This is a genomic window from Trichocoleus sp. DQ-A1 (assembly GCF_039961955.1).
Lineage (GTDB): Bacteria > Cyanobacteriota > Cyanobacteriia > Cyanobacteriales > FACHB-T130 > FACHB-T130.
In genome coordinates this window covers 126,087-144,582 of the sequence record NZ_JAMPKE010000009.1, presented here as the reverse complement: position 1 = coordinate 144,582, position 18,496 = coordinate 126,087, and the positions used below count along the sequence as shown (strand labels likewise).

The following is an 18,496-nucleotide window of genomic DNA, read 5'->3' as shown; positions in this document are numbered from 1 at the left end:
AGTTGTTATTTGCTGTGAGCAGGTGATAACAAAAGCGCCTGAAGTCATAGACGAGAAGAAGGACATATGTAATCTAAAATCAGCTTTCCACTCAGTACACCTAGAGAAAGGCGATCGCGCTGTTGGATTTTCAACTTGCCTTCCAACAGTTGCCAATTCCGATTTTAGAATTAAATTTTGTTAAGATAAACTGGACTCTCGCGATCGCCTGACGGACTTACTGGCAATACCAACGGACATCCGTCAAATAATTCGCTCATTCCCCCAGCATCCTTGGAGACTCTTGATGTTACGACTTGAACATATCAGTAAAATTTATCCCACCGGCGAAGTTCTCAAGGATGTCAACTGGGAAGTCAAACCGGGCGATCGCATTGGCTTAGTCGGCGTTAACGGTGCCGGAAAATCGACTCAGCTCAAAATTATTGCGGGGGAAATGGAACCCACTGCTGGGGAAGTGATTCGTCCTGCAAATTTGCACATTGCCTATCTGACTCAAGAATTTGAGGTAGATCCGACGCGCACTGTGCGAGAAGAACTTTGGACGGTTTTCAAAGAAGCCAACGAAGTACAGCACGCTCTGGCGCAGGTGCCGAGAGAAATGGAAACTGCGAATCCAGAGGAATTAGACCGACTGATCCACAAATTGGATCGGCTACAGCGGCAATTTGAAGCGTTGGATGGCTATGGGTTAGATGCACGGATTGAGAAGATGTTGCCAGAAATGGGGTTTGCGCCAGAAGATGGCGATCGCCTCGTTAGCGCTTTCAGCGGTGGCTGGCAAATGCGGATGAGTTTGGGCAAAATCTTACTCCAAAAACCCGATTTATTACTACTGGATGAACCGACGAACCACCTGGATCTAGAAACCATTGAGTGGCTGGAAACCTACCTCAAAGGGCTGAAGACTCCAATCGTGATAGTATCGCACGACCGAGAATTTCTCGACCGTCTTTGCACCCAAATTGTAGAAACAGAACGCGGCGTTTCTACCACCTACTTAGGCAACTATTCTGCTTATTTACAACAAAAAGCGGAAAACCAAGAAGCCCAACTTAGCGCCTACGAACGCCAGCAAAAAGAACTAGAAAAGCAGCAAGTCTTTGTTGACCGTTTCCGTGCCAGTGCTACCCGCAGCACCCAAGCGAAAAGCCGTGAGAAACAACTAGAAAAAATCGAACGGATTGAAGCGCCGACTGGGGGATTAAGAACCCTGCGCTTCCGCTTTCCTGACGCTCCCCGCAGTGGTCGCGAGGTGGTAGAAATTCAGAATTTGGTACATACTTACGACGAAAAAATTCTATTTTTAGATGCGAATCTACTAATGGAACGAGGCGATCGCATTGCCTTTCTCGGTCCGAACGGGGCTGGAAAATCAACCTTGTTGCGTCTAATTATGGGCATGGAACAACCTACTGAAGGTTCAGTTCAATTAGGCGCTCACAACGTGATTCCTGGCTACTTTGAGCAAAATCAGGCGGAAGCATTGGATCTGTCTAGAACTGTCATGGAAACTATCCATGATGAAGTTCCTGAGTGGAAAAATGAGGAAGTTCGCACACTTCTAGGACGCTTCTTGTTCAGCGGTGACACCGTATTTAAAAAAGTTGAGGCTCTGAGCGGAGGTGAAAAAGCTCGTCTGGCGTTAGCAAAAATGCTTTTGCGCCCAGTTAATTTAATGATTTTGGACGAGCCTACTAACCACTTGGATATTCCGGCTAAAGAAATGTTGGAAGAGGCAATCCAAAACTACGAAGGTACGGTAATTTTAGTCTCCCACGACCGATATTTTATTTCCAAAGTTGCCAATAAAATTGTCGAGATCCGTGACGGCGAATTCCGCCTGTATCGAGGAGATTACCATTACTATCTAGACAAAATTGCTGAAGAAAAAGAGCAGGCAAGATTAGAGGCGATCGCTGCTGATAAAGCTGCTAAGAAAGCTGCAAAAGCTGCTAAGGAATCTAGCAAACGTAAATAAAGTCTAGAAGTCGTTTTTTAAATGCAGAGAACGTAAAGAATCGTCGCAAAGGAACGTCAGCAGTAGTCTCACCACTGCTGACGTTCCTTTGGCAATAAAGATAGGTTTCAACCCTTGCTTATTGCGTTCTTGAGAGCTAAAAAGGTACGGCGCTTAGGGTGGGCTTTCCAAGTTTCCAAAAGTCTTACTTTAGGTAGATGCAAGTTATAATAAAAAGACTAATTTTCCATCGCGGGAGGAAATCGTGCCCACTTTCCTCGACCTGGCGAACAACTAGCAACAAGCCTTAGAAATCTCGGAGCCTTGGAAGCCGCTTTATGCAGACTTTCCTTGTCATCTCAATTACGAACCGCCTGTGCATCTGCTGCTGGCTGTAACTATGGCGGATCAAGGCACCGACGAGCTAGGCATCCAAGTTACCGCAGAACTGTATCGCTGGTTTCTCAATGCGATCGCTCTTGGCAGATCCCGCTGAGTTAGAAACCACTCTACGCTCTAGCAAGAATCGGGAATTGTTTCGTTTTCTTGACATATCACGGTCGATCTGTTCTTAAAGCCAAAAAGCCTGCTTGCAAAGCCTGTACCTTATTAGACTTGTTTGCTAGTGCGGGTTAGATGGTTTAACAGACACAACAACCGGGGAAGACCAACGCATTGTGGCAGACTAGGCGATGTGTAAGCTTGACGCCTACTGATCTTGCAGGTGCGTCAAGCGGTTGTCATCAAGGGAGTAGCGCTCCCTTACATACTTTTAGCGATCGCTTCCTACCAGGACTGTCTTCAGAACCCTGTAACAAAATAGTCATCCGAGCTAGAGAGAATTGCTGTGCTGTCCCTGGCAAAAAAACTAAAAAAGCTAGCAGAAGCTACTAAAAATAACACTGCGAGTACAAAGGGCGATGATATCATGACGGAGAAATTACTGAAAACAAAGGGCAATTGAGTATGGCGCAAGCACCTGTCTCTCCCGTGGTGCTAGTCATTCTAGACGGCTGGGGGTACCGCGAAGAAACCGATGGCAACGCCATAGCCGCCGCTAACACACCTGTGATGGATAGCCTCTGGGAAGTCTATCCCCACACACTCATCTATACCTCCGGCAAGGCTGTAGGGTTGCCAGAAGGTCAGATGGGTAACTCAGAAGTAGGCCATCTCAACATTGGTGCTGGTCGGGTTGTACCGCAAGAATTAGTTCGTATCTCAGACGCCGTGGAAGACGGTAGTTTACTGAGCAATCCTGCACTGGTGCAAGTCTGTCAGGAAGTCAAGAGCCGGGGTGGTAAGCTTCACCTAGTTGGGCTTTGTTCCGAAGGTGGGGTGCATTCTCATCTGGCGCATCTTCTAGGATTACTGGATTTAGCGAAAGCGCAAGAGATTCCCTCAGTTTGTATCCACGCGATCGCAGATGGACGCGATACCTATCCCCACGAGGGGATAGAGGCAATTCAGAAGATTCAAGACCACATTGACCAGATTGGGGTCGGGCGCATTGTCACCCTCAGCGGTCGCTACTACGCAATGGATCGAGACCAGCGGTGGGATCGGGTGAAACGCGCCTACGATGTGATGACTCAGGATGGCTTGGGAGATGGTCGCTCGGCGCAAGAAGTTTTGCAGGCTTCCTATGCTGAAAATGTCACAGATGAATTTATTATCCCAACCCGAATTGCTCCTGGAGCTATAGAAGCGGGGGATGGTGTGATTTTCTTTAACTTCCGACCCGATAGATCCAGACAACTTACCCAAGCCTTCGTGTCTCCCGGCTTTAAGAGGTTTGAACGACAGCATATCGAGCCGCTGAGCTTTGTTACTTTTACTCAGTACGAACCGAATTTACCAGTTTTGGTGGCTTTTGAACCCCAGAACTTGAGTAACATCCTGGGAGAAGTGATTGCCAATCGGGGACTGCGCCAGTTTCGGACTGCTGAAACCGAGAAATACGCCCACGTTACTTATTTCTTCAACGGCGGTCGGGAACAGCCTTTTGAAGGGGAGGATCGGGAACTGGTACCGAGTCCAATGGTTCCAACCTATGACCAAGCACCGGAGATGTCAGCAGCAGCGGCGACGGATGTAGCGATCGCTGCCGTTGAAAAACGCATTTACTCCTTCATGGTCATCAACTACGCCAACCCAGACATGGTGGGGCATACAGGTCAGATGGAACCAACAATTCAAGCCCTGGAAACGGTAGACCGATGTTTGGGACGCCTTCTAGAAAGCATCAATAAGGCGGGTGGCACGGCGATCATCATTGCCGACCACGGGAACGCTGAATATATGCAGGATAAAGAAGGCAACCCTTGGACGGCTCACACAACGAACCCTGTGCCCTTTATCCTGGTGGAAGGGGAAGGGTTAAAAATTCCCGGCTATGGGACTGAAGTGACTTTGCGAAGTGATGGACGTTTGTCGGACATTGCACCGACGATTCTGGAAATCTTAAAGCTGCCACAGCCAGTAGAGATGACAGGTCGTTCGATGCTGGTTCCTCTGGAATTTGATGTCCGCGCCAATCGCACACCCGTGCGAGTTTCTCTGTAAAGTTCTAGGAGCTAATAGCTAATGAATCATTGCATCTTGCTGATGCTTAGCGGTTAGCTCTTAACGATCCGCAATTCACGATTCTTAAAAACTGACACCGAACAACCAACTATGAATCTATATAGCATCCTGCAAATTATATGGGCGGTTTCTTCCGCAATTCTGATTGTTTTAGTGCTGCTACATAGTCCTAAAGGAGACGGAATTGGGGGGATTGGCGGACAGGCTCAATTGTTTACCAGCACTAGAAGTGCAGAAACAGCGCTGAACCGAGTAACCTGGATATTCACTGTCATCTTTCTGGGTTTGTCGGTAATTTTGAGTATGGATCGGTTATGGCAATAGCATCAAATCGTGATGTACGATAAATGATGATTTTTGAGTGGAAAAAGGAGAAAACTGGGAAAGTTGAAAAGGCGAAACCTTCAAACTTTCAAACTCTTAAGCGAAGCCTACAGAACCGCCTGTGGTATCCAAACTCTTTTCAAAACTCAAAACGATTCATTCGGGTGGGGATCGCGATCGCTACTTGCTTATTGGCGGTTTTAGCCCATTTTCGGGTGGTGGATGCGGGTGATGGTTGGGCATCTGAAGTGTCACGCCAGCTATCAGCAACCTCCTTACCGACACTCCAAGCGCACGTCTTACCACCGACACTGTTGCAATGGCAAGATACCAGCAACAGTGGTGATTACTTCTCTCAAGTGAAGCCTACCCCCGTTGGCTATCTGGTTTGGTCGCAGTTTCCGGTTAAGGTGTTCGTAGAGATGCCAGAAACTTCCACCGCCAGCCAACAGTGGGCAAGTGCTGTGTTAAAAGCTGTGCAGGAATGGCGCGTTTATTTGCCCATCCAAGTGGTCGAGCAGTCAGAGATAGCTGATATCAAGATCGTGCGATCGCTTCCTCCCCTCAAGCCATCCTTTAACCGCCGCACCGGGGAATTTCACCTGCCTCGCGCTCGTTCTGCTGAAACCCGCTATGAATTCTACCTCAACCCAGCGACGGGCACCCCATCTGTACTATCCCATCGATTTACGATCCAACTGAGTCCGACTCAAACCGGCGACTATATTCAATCCGCTGCCCGTCACGAACTAGGGCACGCACTAGGTATCTGGGGGCACAGTCCTTTAGAAACAGACGCCCTGTATTTTTCCCAGGTGCGTAATCCTCCCCAAATTTCTTCGAGAGACATCAACACCCTCAAACGGATCTACGAGCAACCAACGCGACTGGGATGGCCTTTGCCCAATGCCACCCAAAGCCAGCTTAAGCTTAGAGTAGTGGCGAATAAAACAATACGCGATTACTCTTTGAGAAGGATGACTAGCTGATTTTCGTTCTCCCTGGATAACGCCAATCACTCAACTGGACTCGCCGTTCCTGTAGCAACTCAGTATAAAGTTTTACTAATTGCTCGATGTTGCGGCTGAGGGTATATCGCTCTAAAACCCTTGCGATCGCTTTTTGTCCCAGTCGCTGCGTAAACTCCGGGTTGCCTCGTAACACAGGCAGTAGAGTTCGCAACTGCCCCGCAACCCCTTGAGTTCTGAGAATTATCCCAGCGTCTCCCTCTAAGGGATTCCCCTCCAAAACTTCACCATCAGCACCAGCATCAGTTGCTACACAGGCGACGCCACAAGCCATTGCTTCTAGTAGGGAAAGTGAAAGTCCTTCCACCAGAGAAGGCAGAATAAACACATCAGCTCCCCGCAAAATTTCGATTCGCCGTTGCTCATCCGGTTCGGTTCCCCACCAGATGATTCCGTATTCTGAGTCGTAAAAAGGCTCTAAAGAGGGCTTCATCGGCCCGTCGCCGACAATTAATAATTTACACTCCGGCCCCATTTCTGACTCTTTCCAGGCTCGGAGCATTGCTTCCACATTTTTTTCGGTAGCAATTCGACCCTGGTAGACAAAGAGGCGCTTAGCGTTTAATTCAGATTTGATGTTAGAAGGCCCTGGACAATACTTCTGGACATCAACGCCATTCGGAATTACAGCTACCTTTGATGCTGCCACTCCCAATCGTGCGAGTAAATCCCGCTGAACTTGAGAAAAGATAACCGTTCGGTCGTAATACGCCAGGAAAGGTGCATACAGCTGATAAGTCAAAAGCTGAGTCCCTGATTTGAGATTTCGTCGCTTCCCGTCAAAAGGGGTATGGAAGGTGGAAACCAGGGGTAAATTCAGTTCTTCGCAGATTTCCGGCAGTAGGAAATCTAGGGGTGATAAAGTGAGCGAGGCATGCACCAGGTCTGGCTTTAGCTCTTCAAGCGATTGCGTCAAAACCTTTCTCGATCTCAGGGTGGGAATCGTATAAACCTGGGACTTGTACAGGAAAGGTAGAGACACTTCTTCACATCCAGGCCAAGCCTGGAGGTCAGATTCTTCGTCTTGGGCAAAGTGGAGAAAGCTAACTCGATGGCCCTGGTCTAACAACGCATTCGTAACTTCTCGACTGTAGGTGACATTGCCGCAAAAGGGTGATTTTTTTCCGAGCCAGGCTATGTGCATTTTCTAAGAGTTTTGAGTTTTTAGTTTTGAGTTTTGAGTTATGAGTTAATCATTCAAAACTCGTCATTCAAAACTCATCACTTTTCTTTTCCTGTACCGGAAATATACCAGGTTAAGAGTCCTCCTGCGATCGCGATCGCTGCTAAACCGAGAAATACTGCCTGTAAACCCAAAATCGTCTCTGCAACGCCTGCTAAGGCTAATGGCAGGCTTAGAGCAATATTAATGACGTTGTTTTGTAACCCAAAGACTTTCCCTCGCATTTGGTCGGGAGTTTCGGCTTGGATGGTTGTTTGCATCGGGATAGCCACCAGCGACCCAAAAAAGCCCAAAAGCGTTGTCAACAGGAATGCCAGCAATAGCTGCTTCGTAAACAATCCCAGACCAACCAAAGAGGCTGCCGTTCCGATAGAACCATAGAGGCTGAGCCGAGTATGGGAGAACCGCTGCCCAAAGTGTCCTAGCACCGTTGCCCCCCCAACCATGCCAACCCCACCAGCTGCGAGTAAAAAACCGAACTGAGAGGATTTCAAACCAGGAATAACTTCTGCCATCCGCACAGCTAGAACCGACAGCGCCGCAAAAACTGAAAATAAAATTACCAGTTGGATCAGGGCATTGCGAACGCGGCTTTGTTCGTTTAGGTAACGCAGTCCGTCGCGCAGGTCTTCCCAAACATGGGGCGATTCGTGTTCGGGAGCGTTCGTTTTTTCCCCTGTGCGGAGGATCATCAACAGCAATCCCGCGATCGCATAACTGCCACCCACCACCAATTCTTTGCCAATGTCCGCTCCCCCACCCAAGCGTCCCACCAGGGTGTCGGCAATTCCGAGTAACGGCTCTCCCACGGCAAATCCCACGATCACTGAAGCCATCATTGTCATCGTGTACAGCGAGTTCGCTGAAAGCAGATGATGGCGTCCCACAACTAGCGGAATCACTGACTGCTCGGCAGGAGCAAAAAACTGCGTCAGTGTAGAAATCAGAAACGTTAATCCCAGCAGGATGCAGAATCCCACCGGCAACCCTCCAAGAGTTAACCAGCCATGCGAGATCCACAGCAGCGGTGGCACTGCCAAAACCAGTGCCCCCCGCAGCAGGTTCGTTGCCACTAGCACTGCCTTCTTAGGCCACCGATCGACATACACACCCGCCACGGAACCAAACAGTATGGCGGGAATCGTAAAAGCCATCATGATCGCCGATACCCACACGCTGATTGTCTGATCGGGTGCTTGAAAGTGAGTGGCAATCAATGCAATCACCAGCACCAGATACACCTTATCCGCTATCTGCGAGAAAACTTGTCCCCCCCATAGCGCCAGGAAATTCCGGTTTTTTAGAACCGGCAAAAATCCTTGTGCGTCCTCCTCTACTTCCTCATTCTTTACTTCCTCATTGACAACCAGATTGGACGGTGAGGCGCTGTGGTTCAACCCTCCATTTGAGGGAGCGTCCGTTTCTGTATCTATCTCTGGGGTTACAGCATCGTCCACCGGGGAGTGGGGGAAAGAAATCGCAGGGCGAACCTCTTCCCATTCAGAAGTTTCAGGGGGTGTTAAGCGCTCGTCAGACAAGGGGCGTGATGTGGTAGGTGTTGACGATCCAGTAAAAGCAGGGTGGGGGCGCTCGGAAGCGGGAACGCTGAGTCCGGAAGAGCGAGGAAATTTTCCTTCCTCAGTCCACCGTTCGCCGTCCTCAATCCTCTGTCTAGACTGACTTAGGGACATTCGAGCTTGTAGATCGGAATCATACCGTTGCATCATGGTTCAGGATAAATTCAGCTGGGACGAGAAACAAGCATCCATCAAAGCAGCAGAGCGAATTGACCGACCAAAGTGATACTGGACGTACTGACGTAACAGTTGCTCTACTGAAACCCAAGCGGAGTCTTCGGAAGGATGAGGGGTTAGGGATGTCGGATGAGTTAATTTTTCATTGCTTTTTCCGTTCTGGGGTAGCTCTGGCTGAGCCAGCTGCTGTAGCAGCGCCAGCTCGATGGCGTTCAGTTTGGTGTTCAGCATCAAGGGCGTTTGTGGATGAACAACTGTTTGGTAGTTCCCACTGGCTTCCTCTGGCATTGTGCTTTGACCTTGAGGTGAAAAGCCGATGGCTGTAGGCGAGAATTTCTCCTTTACTGCCATGCCTTTTGCTGTACTACCAGACATGCGCGATCGCGCTTCGGCTTGCAACCGTTCTAATGCTGGTAAGCTCACCGTTCCACCGGCAGCAGTACTAAACCCAACTCGCCAGTCTGGATCGGTAAATTCCGGCATCAGGGGATGCCGCGAGACACAACAATGTTGAACCTGCGGCGCAACGCCAGCCAAAGCCATCAGGTGAAACACGCCGTGGGCTAAGTGAGCTAAAACCAGAGCCGCGCTGTTGGCAGGCAACCGCTCTAACCGATGCAGATGTTCGTTGAGCAGCTCATACAATTCCATTTGCGGCTGATCGCTCAACGCTTGACAAAGAACCACTTCCGCCAAGTATTGGCTGGCTGTCAGTTTTTGGAGATCCTGACTTAATCCGGGGAAAGATTCTAGCGTTTCTGCCTGAGTAATTTTATCGAGCGATCGCCCTTTGGCAATCAGTAGCTCATTCACTACAAACAAAGCACTCCTACCGCCTAGCTTCGAGTGGTGCTTGCGTGCCCCCGGTGCCACAGCCCGAATCAAACCAAATTCAGGCGTCAAAATCGTTAGCAGCCGGTCAGACTCGCCCAGCGCCATACTTTTGAGATTGATTCCGGTTGCTTTGTAAGTTCGACTCATGACGTGGGGTAATTGGTCAAGAGGTGATGGGTAATTGATCAAGAGGTAATGGGTCAAGAGTTAGCAGACTCATTCCCGATTACTCATTACCAATTCCCCTTTCCCTCCTTCTCCAGCGTATCGCGCTGACGAATCAGATCGGGGCCGTGCGACGTGCCTAACCGCGTCGCTCCTGCCATGATTAACTCCAAGGCTTGCTCCGGGGTACGGATTCCCCCCGATGCTTTAATTCCGACCCGTTCTCGTGCGACTTCTTTCAAAAGTTGGATATCCGCTACTGTGGCACCCCCAAACAAACCAGTGCTGGTTTTTAAAAATGCCACTCCTGCATCCATACATATTTCCGCTGCCAGTCGTTTCTCTGCATCTGTCAGGCGGGTGGTTTCCAAAATTGCCTTGACAGTTTGACCCGTTTCACAAATTTCTGCAATTTCCCGGTGTAGTTCCTCAGTCTTCCCAATTTTCAACCAACCCTGGTTGATGACAACATCCAATTCCACCGCCCCATTTTCGACGGCTTCTTGGGCTTCGTAGAGCTTAACCGCCGATGTCGTCGCTCCAGAGGGAAAACCGATGACTGTACAGACTTTGGGCCGCCTGCCTTTGAGAAGCTCAGCCGCTTGCCGCACGTATGCCGGATAGACGCACACTGCCGCGAACTGAAACCTGTCAGCCTCTTCACACCACTGCTTAACCTGCTCTGGGGTTGCCGTTGGATTTAGCAGCGCATGATCGATAAATGGAGCAATATCAATATTTGGCTGAGTAACAGCCATTGCTTCTCCTCTCGCTCACCTTACCTATTGTTAACTTTTATCAGATATTTAAGCAAAATTAAACAAAAGATCGCGGAATCATTACCGGCTAGCCTGTAGCTTTAATCGGACAGGCGATCCAGACAGACAGGTGTTCTTCCCTTACCTGATGGGAGGTTGACACTACCGACCCAAAAATGGTGAGAGCAATTGGATAGTTAAGCCGTCGCAAACTTAGTTCAAAAATTTTTAGGAAAAGGAGAATAAGTTTAAAATGTCTGATAAGCAAGGGTTAATGGCAATGGGTAGCATATTTTTTGTAGTTGGAGCGGGTATGCTACTTGGTAGTTTTGTAAATTACCATCAAAAGCAAGATTTTATTAAAAGCTCATCCTCTACTACAGGTACAATCATTAATTTAAAACTTCAAGTATCTAGAAAATCGCGGGCTTATTTCCCTGTATTCCAATTTCAAACCCCCAATGGAGAAACGATAAAGGTTGAATCTAATATGGGGAGTAATCCACCCGGATATGAAATTGGGCAATCCGTGCCGATTATTTATAGCCCTAATAATCCGAGCGAAGCAGAGATAAACTCTTTTTGGTCACTTTGGTTTGCGGCGATATTTTTATTGGGAATGGGAGGTCTTTTTGCCCTAATAGGTTTAAGTATGCTTGTTCACGCTTTACCCTTCAAGAAATCTAAAACTACAGGAGATTTTGCTGATGAAGAATCTTTGATAAATTAGGAGTCAATTTTGGTGTACAAAGAATATATCTAGTAATTTTTAGCTCAGTTAAAAAAAATCCAAAAAATTTTTCCGATATCAGACAGTTAAGTTTTAAGTCTAAGTTTTAGAGCGATCGCTTTGTGTAACCTACTCTAGCTTCAGTTTAATGCAGGTGAAAGCGATCGCTCTTTATCTTAATTGACGCTAGTTTATCTAAACAGCTTATTTTTTCGGTGTCTTTGCTACCTCAAATGGCGTATATTTCCCGCCTAAAGCTTCCACAATAGCGCGGGTATTCGCAACCATCATCTTAATATAAGAATCTCCATCGCTACCAGCAGCACCAATCGAGTCAGAATAGAGCTGGCGTGGGGCTAACTTTACCCCAGATTCCTCGGCTACAGTCTTAATCAAAGCCGGGTTAATTGTTGTTTCTGCAAAAATCGCCGGTACAGTCGCAGCCTTTACAGATTCTACTAATCGCTTTACTGTTTGGGCGCTGGGTTGTTCTTCTGTACTGATGCCAATCAAAGTGCCAGCAACGGGAATGCTATAGGCACGAGCATAATATTGAAAAGCGTCATGGCTTGTTACTAATTTGCGCTTGTTTTCTGGAATCGTTTTAATTTCCTGAGTAATCCAACTATCCAATTGTTTTAATTCACCCGTTAGCTGCGCCGCATTCTGAGTAAATTTCTCTCTATCTTCGGGTGACAGTTCAATTAAGGCGTCACGAATGGCGTTTACCATTTGAATGACGTTATCAACATCGCCCCAAACATGGGGATCTGGCACAACTTCTCCTCTGCCTTTATCCAGTTGCAAAGACTTCACAACTTCCCCTACAGCAACTTTGCGAATCTTGCCGCCGGTTGCGTTCATCAGTTTAATCAGCCCTGGTTCCAGGTTATAGCCGTTATATAGAATCAGGTTAGCTTTCTCTAAAGCCTGACTATCTTGAGGCACAGGTTCATAAACGTGGGGATCGGTTCCCGGTTTAAGAATGCCTTGGATCTGAATTTCGTCTCCTGCAACCTCCGCAGCCAAGTCTTCAATGATAGTGCTAGTGGCAACTACATTAGGTTTACCATTTGCAATTGGATTTGCACGATTTGAGGAAGGCTGGGTACAGCTGGATAAGGCAAAAGGCAAGAGAATTCCCAGGCAAAGGCTAGAAACCAGAGTCAGAGGATTCCCCGATTTTGCCTGGGAAAGGCAAAAATTACTTTCTTTTACCTTTTGGGAGAACCTAGAGCGCTGTACCATCAATTTCACCTATCTTTTAGATTATTTCTCTTTATAGATGTTTTCATATTCTTTTCATTATTAGAGTAATCTAAAAAGAAAGCAAGATAAAACCACCCTATGAATACTGCCACCTTCTCTCCTGATACCGATTGGGCAAAAATGGTTTGCCATCTGCCAGCCGCCTCGCTAGAGGCATCTACAGCAATTAAAATCAGCCAGGTGGGAGTGCAGTACCGCACGGTAGAGGCGCTACGGAATGTCAGTTGTGTAGTGGCACCGGGACGTTTGACAGGGATTATTGGCCCCAATGGTGCGGGAAAAAGTACCTTGATGAAGGCGATGTTGGGATTGATTCCCGTGACGGGTGGCACGGTGCTGTATGGCGATAGACCTTTGATGGAGCAACGGGAACGGGTAGCGTATGTGCCGCAGCGATCGCAAATTGACTGGACTTATCCGGCGACTGTTTGGGATGCTGTAATGATGGGGCGTGTCAAGAAAACTGGCTGGTTTCGTCGCTTCTCTACGGTAAGCCGACGGGTGGCAGCAGAGGCTTTGGATCGGGTGGGAATGAGCAATTATCGCGATCGCCCGATTGGACAACTCTCCGGAGGACAGCAGCAGCGGGTATTTTTAGCGCGGGCTTTAGCCCAAGAAGCAGAGGTTTTCTGCTTTGATGAACCGTTTGCCGGGATCGATCAGAAAACCCAAGCAATTATTTTTGACATTTTCCGCGAACTCGCCGACGCTGGAAAAACGGTTCTCGTTGTCAATCACGATTTAGGGGCATCTATCACCCACTTTGATGACTTAATTTTATTGAATACTGAGTTAATTGCCTCCGGTTCGCGCCACGAGGTGCTGAGTCAGGAAAACCTGTATCGTGCCTATGGCGGACAGGTGATGTTCTTTACAGAAGCAGCTGCGTAGAGGCGGTCTTTATCTCATTATCTATCCGCCCAGAAATATATTTCATCAATCCGCCCGGAGTGAGTTTTAAATTAAAGAAATTACTTCTCACTCCCCCTTAAACTTTGTGTCCTTTGCTCCTGGAGCGGTTAGCATCCTCTAAATTTTTATGTTAGAAGCGTTGATTGAGCCGTTGCAGTACGGCTTCATGCAGCGATCGCTGATTATTGCCATTCTCGTCGGCTTGCTGTGCGCTGTTGTCGGTAGCTATCTGATGGTGCAACGGCTGGCATTGTTGGGAGATGCCATCAGCCACTCGGTTTTGCCAGGGTTAGCGATCGCGTTTATGGTAGGTGCCAATATCTTTGTCGGGGCATTTATTGCCGGGGTTTTGAGTACGATGGCGATCGCTTGGATCAGAACGCGATCGCCAATTAAAGAAGACGCCGCAATGGGTATTGTTTTCTCTGCCTTTTTTGCCCTCGGCGTCACCTTAATTACCACGATCCAAAAAGATAACAAAATTGACCTCAATCACTTCTTATTTGGCAATATCTTGGGTGTTACCGTTGAAGAAGTCCGCGACACTGCGATCATTGCCGCAATTGTCCTATTGGTGGTCGTGCTACTGTACAAAGAATTATTATTTTATACCTTCGATCCATTGGGAGCGCAGGCAGCGGGATTGCCTACTAACTTGCTCAATTTTGGCTTAATGCTGCTGATTGCCTTAACCATTGTTGCCAGCATGAAAGCTGTGGGTGTCATCCTAGTGCTATCGCTGTTAATTACACCAGGAGCAACCGCCTATCTATTAGTGAAGCGGCTGCACAATGTGATGATAGTTGGGGCGGGGATTGGCATTATTTCCAGCATCAGCGGGATGTACCTCAGTTATTACCAAAATTTGCCTTCCGGCCCAGCGATTGTATTAGTTGCATCAGGATTATTTGTTTTAGCTTTATTATTCAGCCCTAGCTACGGAATCTTCACGAATAAACAATCGGATTTTGGACAACTCTCGCCAGTTTGGCGAGAGTTGAAACAGCTGATGCGATCGCGCTCGTAAGGCATATAGATATCCAAATCAAGTTATCGTTTGTCCAACAATTTCTTGGATGTCTCTACCTGCTCCTGTGCTACCTGGACGAACTCCTGTGCTACCTGGAGGAACTCCTTGACTGCTTTGGTATGTTTTTCTGTTGCCTTGGAGTGTTGCTGTGCAGCTTTCACGAATTCCTCTGTTGAGTTTCCATCATGCTGCTGCGATGCCTTGGCGTGCTGCTGCGATGCCTTCGCATGCTGCTGTGTAGCCTTTCCGTACTCTTCTATCAACTTTCCATGCTCTTGGGCGCTCTTTCCGCGCTCCTTTAGAGTCTTTCCTACCTCCTCGATTAACTTCCCATGTTCCTCTGAGACCTTCGCGTGTTCCTCTGCGGCCTTCGCGTGCTCCTCTGATACCTCATGCATAATGACTTTACCTTCCTTTTTCTCTACCAACCTGTTTTTTGTACAACCCGCTTGTCTCAGGTTAATACTTGTTTATCCTTCTCATCCTCTGGCTTAATATAGGTTTGGTCATGTTGACCCACTCATCGCAACGACGATCCTACTTATTGCCAACTAGCTCCTTTAAAAGTTGAGAAAGAAGTTGTTTTGAAGTTTCAACTGCATCTGGCTGATTTTGAAGGGAAAGACAGCAGCACTTAGTTGACCGATCCCTGCAAGTGGCTGCCTAAGAAAACCCAGGGATAAAACTACTGTGACGCTAAGTTTATCTAATTTCTTATTTGTGTTGATCGTTAGAAATTAGGGTTTCAACAAAGTGTTATGTAGACAAATTGTTTAAGAATTTCAGAAGATGAACTACGAGCAATGCAAGGTGCGATCGCTCAGTTTCGTAATGAGGCGGGGAAAGCGATCGCAACCTAAATTGGAATCAATACCAGCACAGTAGTGGCGAGTGCGATTTGCAAGAAAAAGTTTCTCTACAACCTGTGGGGCGATCCTGTGAAATCAGGAAGGTAGGGGCATCCACAAAGAATGCTCCTACCCGATCAAATCAGAGTCAACTAAGAGTCTGCGAACGAGAATCTAGATACTCTTCAGTTCTGTTTACGCTTTTGCAGAGCTTGACTTTTCTGGCGTTCCAGTGCTGTGGTTGTCAGTTTTGCCATTTTTGTGATGGGTATGTCCATTCCCGTTACGCGGCAAAATTACTCCATAACCACCGTGGTTGCGCTCATAAATGACGTTAATCTCACCGCTTTCAGCATTGCGGAACATATAGAAGTCATGATCCACCAGCTGCAACTGTTCCAAGGCTTCGTCCATCGTCATTGGCGGCATTGCGAAGTACTTGGTACGCACCACTTCTGAGGGGAGTTCGGGGGTGCGAGAACCAATGAGATCCTCTGGCACTGGCTCTTGTTCTACCACAATGCCAGTCTTCATTTGAGTCTGGGTCTTCTTATCCAGACGCTTTTCTTTATATTTCCGGAGTTTGCGGGCAATTTTATCGGCAACTAGGTCGATGCTCGCGTAGAGACTCTCGCTACTCTCTTCAGCACGGATTACTGTACCGTTGGCAAAGATAGTCACCTCAGCGGCTTGTTTTGGATTTATCCGGGGATTGCGAGCCACACTAAGATGCACGTTTACTTCGCTCGTCAAACTCTGAAAGTGGCTGACTGCCTTGTCAATTTTTTGATTTACGTACTCACGAATCGCGTCGGTAATTTCAATGTTTTTGCCGTGGATAACAAGCTTCATACCGGATACTCCATGCTGTACCGTTGTGATAATTTAGAAAGCTCAGCAGAATTGCGGCTTTCTCAGTAGCGATCGCGTTCCCGTTTTTTGGTGTTAGCAAACGTTGAACGGAGCCAAAACTTTGAGCAGTAGCAAATTTTTACCGATTTCACACTGTTGCTAGGATGTTCTTGCTGGCAGTCCCTCAGCTAGAGGGGTTGTCAGCAGCCCTATCGCAAATAAGCAACTGCCGATGTTCTTGTTTAGGTTTCCTAGGGTGCTATTTAACTAATGTACATTCCCCAGCTTGGTTGCGATCTCCAAGTCTATCTTTGGGGTTATTTTGAAGAGACATCCTCCCTCAACACTTGAGGTTATAACTTCAACACTAGCACTTTGTATTCTAGAGAACTTATGCCTTTGACTTCTCTTCAGAATCCTTTGCATCTTTTGACATTTCTTGATTCCAGCAGATTAATTATGCAAAAAATATAAGTCAAATTACTGTTGATTTTTGCCATGATTTTAAGTAAGTCTGAAGGGTCTGCTGGGAAAGCCTCGGAGCAACTGCGCCAACTCCGGTTATACAATCGGGGGCAGATGCCCTATTCGGCAGCTTGGGACTGGCAGCGATCGCTGGTTTCCGAACGCATCAACGATCCTAGTCTGGCGGATGCCCTGATTTTGCTAGAGCATCCGCCGGTTTACACGCTTGGGCAGGGAGCCAGTCTAGAATTTCTTAAGTTTGACCCCGCAGCAACCGACTGGGAGGTTTTCCGAGTGGAACGGGGGGGTGAGGTAACATACCACTGTCCGGGTCAGCTGGTGGGTTACCCAATCCTGAATCTGCGCTATTACCAGCAAGATTTGCACTGGTACTTGCGGCAGTTAGAAGAGGTATTGATTCGGGTGCTGGATGTTTACGGGTTAAAGGGCGATCGCGTTGCCGGAATGACTGGCGTTTGGCTGGAAGGCTGTAAGGTAGCAGCGATTGGCATTAAGGTCAGCAAGTGGATTACTATGCACGGCTTTGCCTTAAATGTTTGTCCCGACCTCACCGGATTTGAGCGCATTGTCCCTTGCGGCATTGCTGATAAGTCGGTTGGCAGTCTTGCCCAGTTCGTACCCGGAATTGACTTGCACCAGGTGCGCCAAGAAGTGGCGAAAGCCTTTGCGGAAGTTTTCCACGTTCAGCTAATTGTGCAAAATTGCTAATTGTTTATTGCTGTTTAGTCTTTATTGAGCGTATTGACCTGCAAAAAACTATCTAAGTCAGCGTAGGAGCCTGCGTAGGTCACGGTGGGCACTTCATAGCCCTTTAGATTGACGATATATTGCTTAAAACCAGTCTCTTGCTTTGCCAAAGAGATGAGATATTCGTGAGTGGTTTCTCCCACAGCAATATCCAGACCCAGTTGCTTGGTGGCAGATTCCAGACGAAATGCCGCATTCACCGTATCCCCAATCGCGGTGTAATCGGGGCGATCGCCACTGCCCGTGTTCCCAACCATTGCAAAACCCGTATTAATTCCTGCCCCAATTCGCAGCGGAAAGGGCACGGGATATTTATTGCTCAAATCCATTGTGATTTTATGGAGGGCGCTCACTGCTTGACAAATGTTGAGCATATCCTCATCGGTCACTCCTTGGGGTCCATGAAACCAAATCGCCATGACCGCATCGCCAATATATTTATCAACCCAGCTGCCATACTCTCGGATGATATTTCCTGCATGACGGAACCAAGTACCAATCACCGCCGATAATATTTTTTCATCTAGTTGCCGGGTGAGAACTGTGAAGTCGCGGATGTCTACCACCATGACTGACATCAGACGGCGTACGTGCAAAGTCGAAGTCAGCGTATCCTTGTCCCCGCTTGGCAATGGCTCATTGTTGCGGTTGGCGGTAGGGCAGTGAAACTCTAGATCCGTCTGACCAAAGGTAAGGCGATCGCCATTGCGTAAAGTAACCGGAATACTGACTCGTCTGCCATTGACAAAGGAGCCGTTGCGACTTCCTAGGTCAATTAGGTAGAACTCGCCGGTTTCGGTACACTGCAACATTGCATGGTTGCGAGAAATCCAACGATCCGGCAACACAAAATTGTTGTCGTCACTGCGACCAACTGTCCAGCAGTTACTACTTACCAAGGGGAGATAGCGATTGCCGGACTCGGTACGAAGGAGTAAGTAAGGAGTGGGTCGCAAAGTCACCACAGGCTAGAGAAGCAACGACGCATCGTATGGAGTGGTTAAATTTTAGCTTTCTTCTGGAGCTTGAT

15 protein-coding genes and 1 pseudogene are annotated in these 18,496 nt (G+C 47.8%); 8 read left to right on the top strand and 8 right to left on the bottom strand.

What is annotated here, in order from left to right:
- Positions 1-286 precede the first annotated feature (286 nt).
- From NDI33_RS11585 to NDI33_RS11570, 4 genes are all read left to right on the top strand, one after another.
- The gene (locus NDI33_RS11585; RefSeq protein ID WP_190411868.1) at positions 287-1,981 is read left to right on the top strand and encodes an ABC-F family ATP-binding cassette domain-containing protein; all 1,695 of its coding nucleotides are present in this window, start codon (positions 287-289) and stop codon (positions 1,979-1,981) included.
- A gap of 945 nt (positions 1,982-2,926) precedes the next feature.
- Positions 2,927-4,525, top strand: a complete 1,599-nt coding sequence (gene gpmI / locus NDI33_RS11580) for a 2,3-bisphosphoglycerate-independent phosphoglycerate mutase (RefSeq protein ID WP_190536845.1) — start codon at positions 2,927-2,929, stop codon at positions 4,523-4,525.
- Between the two features lie 111 nt (positions 4,526-4,636).
- Positions 4,637-4,870: a preprotein translocase subunit SecG gene (gene secG, locus NDI33_RS11575; RefSeq protein ID WP_190411866.1), complete on the top strand. Its 234-nt coding sequence runs from the start codon at positions 4,637-4,639 to the stop codon at positions 4,868-4,870.
- A gap of 23 nt (positions 4,871-4,893) precedes the next feature.
- On the top strand, positions 4,894-5,859 hold the full coding sequence (locus NDI33_RS11570) for a peptidase (protein WP_190536844.1): 966 nt from the start codon (positions 4,894-4,896) through the stop codon (positions 5,857-5,859).
- On the opposite strand, the gene NDI33_RS11565 is transcribed toward NDI33_RS11570, so the two are convergent.
- The 4 genes and pseudogenes from NDI33_RS11565 to deoC all read right to left on the bottom strand — a co-directional run bounded on the left by NDI33_RS11565 (position 5,852) and on the right by deoC (position 10,592).
- Entirely contained in the window at positions 5,852-7,042 is a 1,191-nt protein-coding gene (locus NDI33_RS11565) for a glycosyltransferase family 4 protein (protein WP_190529477.1), read from the bottom strand. The two genes, NDI33_RS11570 and NDI33_RS11565, sit on opposite strands and share 8 nt — an antisense overlap.
- A gap of 77 nt (positions 7,043-7,119) precedes the next feature.
- Entirely contained in the window at positions 7,120-8,808 is a 1,689-nt protein-coding gene (locus NDI33_RS11560; RefSeq protein ID WP_242033123.1) for an MFS transporter, read from the bottom strand.
- Positions 8,792-9,816 (bottom strand): annotated as a pseudogene (recO, locus tag NDI33_RS11555) (DNA repair protein RecO). Before recO ends, NDI33_RS11560 begins: the two are co-directional and overlap by 17 nt.
- Positions 9,817-9,902: 86 nt before the next feature.
- The gene (gene deoC / locus NDI33_RS11550; protein WP_190675629.1) at positions 9,903-10,592 is read right to left on the bottom strand and encodes a deoxyribose-phosphate aldolase; all 690 of its coding nucleotides are present in this window, start codon (positions 10,590-10,592) and stop codon (positions 9,903-9,905) included.
- Between the two features lie 253 nt (positions 10,593-10,845).
- Here deoC and NDI33_RS11545 point away from each other — a divergent pair, with 253 nt between their 5' ends.
- Complete coding sequence (locus tag NDI33_RS11545) at positions 10,846-11,322, top strand: DUF3592 domain-containing protein (protein ID WP_190675627.1); 477 nt, start codon at positions 10,846-10,848, stop codon at positions 11,320-11,322.
- A 204-nt stretch (positions 11,323-11,526) separates the two neighbouring features.
- Here the strand turns inward: NDI33_RS11545 and NDI33_RS11540 are convergent, their stop codons facing one another.
- A complete protein-coding gene (locus NDI33_RS11540; RefSeq protein ID WP_190675625.1) occupies positions 11,527-12,570 on the bottom strand; it encodes a metal ABC transporter substrate-binding protein in 1,044 nt (347 codons plus the stop codon).
- 141 nt (positions 12,571-12,711) lie between these two features.
- Here NDI33_RS11540 and NDI33_RS11535 point away from each other — a divergent pair, with 141 nt between their 5' ends.
- Both NDI33_RS11535 and NDI33_RS11530 read left to right on the top strand, forming a co-directional pair.
- Complete coding sequence (locus tag NDI33_RS11535) at positions 12,712-13,482, top strand: metal ABC transporter ATP-binding protein (RefSeq protein ID WP_242033128.1); 771 nt, start codon at positions 12,712-12,714, stop codon at positions 13,480-13,482.
- A gap of 148 nt (positions 13,483-13,630) precedes the next feature.
- Positions 13,631-14,530 (top strand): metal ABC transporter permease, encoded by a 900-nt coding sequence (locus tag NDI33_RS11530; RefSeq protein ID WP_190411858.1) that lies wholly within the window; start codon positions 13,631-13,633, stop codon positions 14,528-14,530.
- Between the two features lie 23 nt (positions 14,531-14,553).
- Here the strand turns inward: NDI33_RS11530 and NDI33_RS11525 are convergent, their stop codons facing one another.
- Entirely contained in the window at positions 14,554-14,961 is a 408-nt protein-coding gene (locus NDI33_RS11525; protein ID WP_190675621.1) for a hypothetical protein, read from the bottom strand.
- A gap of 615 nt (positions 14,962-15,576) precedes the next feature.
- Positions 15,577-16,233 carry a ribosome-associated translation inhibitor RaiA gene (gene raiA / locus NDI33_RS11520; RefSeq protein ID WP_190425827.1) on the bottom strand — a complete coding sequence of 219 codons (657 nt, stop codon included), beginning with the start codon at positions 16,231-16,233 and terminating at the stop codon, positions 15,577-15,579.
- Between the two features lie 498 nt (positions 16,234-16,731).
- Between raiA and lipB the strand changes: the two genes are divergently transcribed.
- Positions 16,732-17,427 carry a lipoyl(octanoyl) transferase LipB gene (gene lipB / locus NDI33_RS11515; RefSeq protein ID WP_190529487.1) on the top strand — a complete coding sequence of 232 codons (696 nt, stop codon included), beginning with the start codon at positions 16,732-16,734 and terminating at the stop codon, positions 17,425-17,427.
- Between the two features lie 14 nt (positions 17,428-17,441).
- On the opposite strand, the gene NDI33_RS11510 is transcribed toward lipB, so the two are convergent.
- Complete coding sequence (locus tag NDI33_RS11510) at positions 17,442-18,431, bottom strand: FHA domain-containing protein (protein ID WP_190411854.1); 990 nt, start codon at positions 18,429-18,431, stop codon at positions 17,442-17,444.
- Between the last annotated feature and the right edge of the window lie 65 nt (positions 18,432-18,496).

What these genes read in the sequence shown, in the direction of transcription:
- NDI33_RS11585 (WP_190411868.1), top strand. Translation starts at nt 287, where the DNA reads ATGTTACGACTTGAACATATCAGTAAAATTTATCCCACCGGCGAAGTT.
- gpmI (WP_190536845.1), top strand. Translation starts at nt 2,927, where the DNA reads ATGGCGCAAGCACCTGTCTCTCCCGTGGTGCTAGTCATTCTAGACGGC.
- secG (WP_190411866.1), top strand. Translation starts at nt 4,637, where the DNA reads ATGAATCTATATAGCATCCTGCAAATTATATGGGCGGTTTCTTCCGCA.
- NDI33_RS11570 (WP_190536844.1), top strand. Translation starts at nt 4,894, where the DNA reads ATGATGATTTTTGAGTGGAAAAAGGAGAAAACTGGGAAAGTTGAAAAG.
- NDI33_RS11565 (WP_190529477.1), bottom strand. Translation starts at nt 7,042, where the DNA reads ATGCACATAGCCTGGCTCGGAAAAAAATCACCCTTTTGCGGCAATGTC.
- NDI33_RS11560 (WP_242033123.1), bottom strand. Translation starts at nt 8,808, where the DNA reads ATGATGCAACGGTATGATTCCGATCTACAAGCTCGAATGTCCCTAAGT.
- deoC (WP_190675629.1), bottom strand. Translation starts at nt 10,592, where the DNA reads ATGGCTGTTACTCAGCCAAATATTGATATTGCTCCATTTATCGATCAT.
- NDI33_RS11545 (WP_190675627.1), top strand. Translation starts at nt 10,846, where the DNA reads ATGTCTGATAAGCAAGGGTTAATGGCAATGGGTAGCATATTTTTTGTA.
- NDI33_RS11540 (WP_190675625.1), bottom strand. Translation starts at nt 12,570, where the DNA reads ATGGTACAGCGCTCTAGGTTCTCCCAAAAGGTAAAAGAAAGTAATTTT.
- NDI33_RS11535 (WP_242033128.1), top strand. Translation starts at nt 12,712, where the DNA reads ATGGTTTGCCATCTGCCAGCCGCCTCGCTAGAGGCATCTACAGCAATT.
- NDI33_RS11530 (WP_190411858.1), top strand. Translation starts at nt 13,631, where the DNA reads ATGTTAGAAGCGTTGATTGAGCCGTTGCAGTACGGCTTCATGCAGCGA.
- raiA (WP_190425827.1), bottom strand. Translation starts at nt 16,233, where the DNA reads ATGAAGCTTGTTATCCACGGCAAAAACATTGAAATTACCGACGCGATT.
- lipB (WP_190529487.1), top strand. Translation starts at nt 16,732, where the DNA reads ATGATTTTAAGTAAGTCTGAAGGGTCTGCTGGGAAAGCCTCGGAGCAA.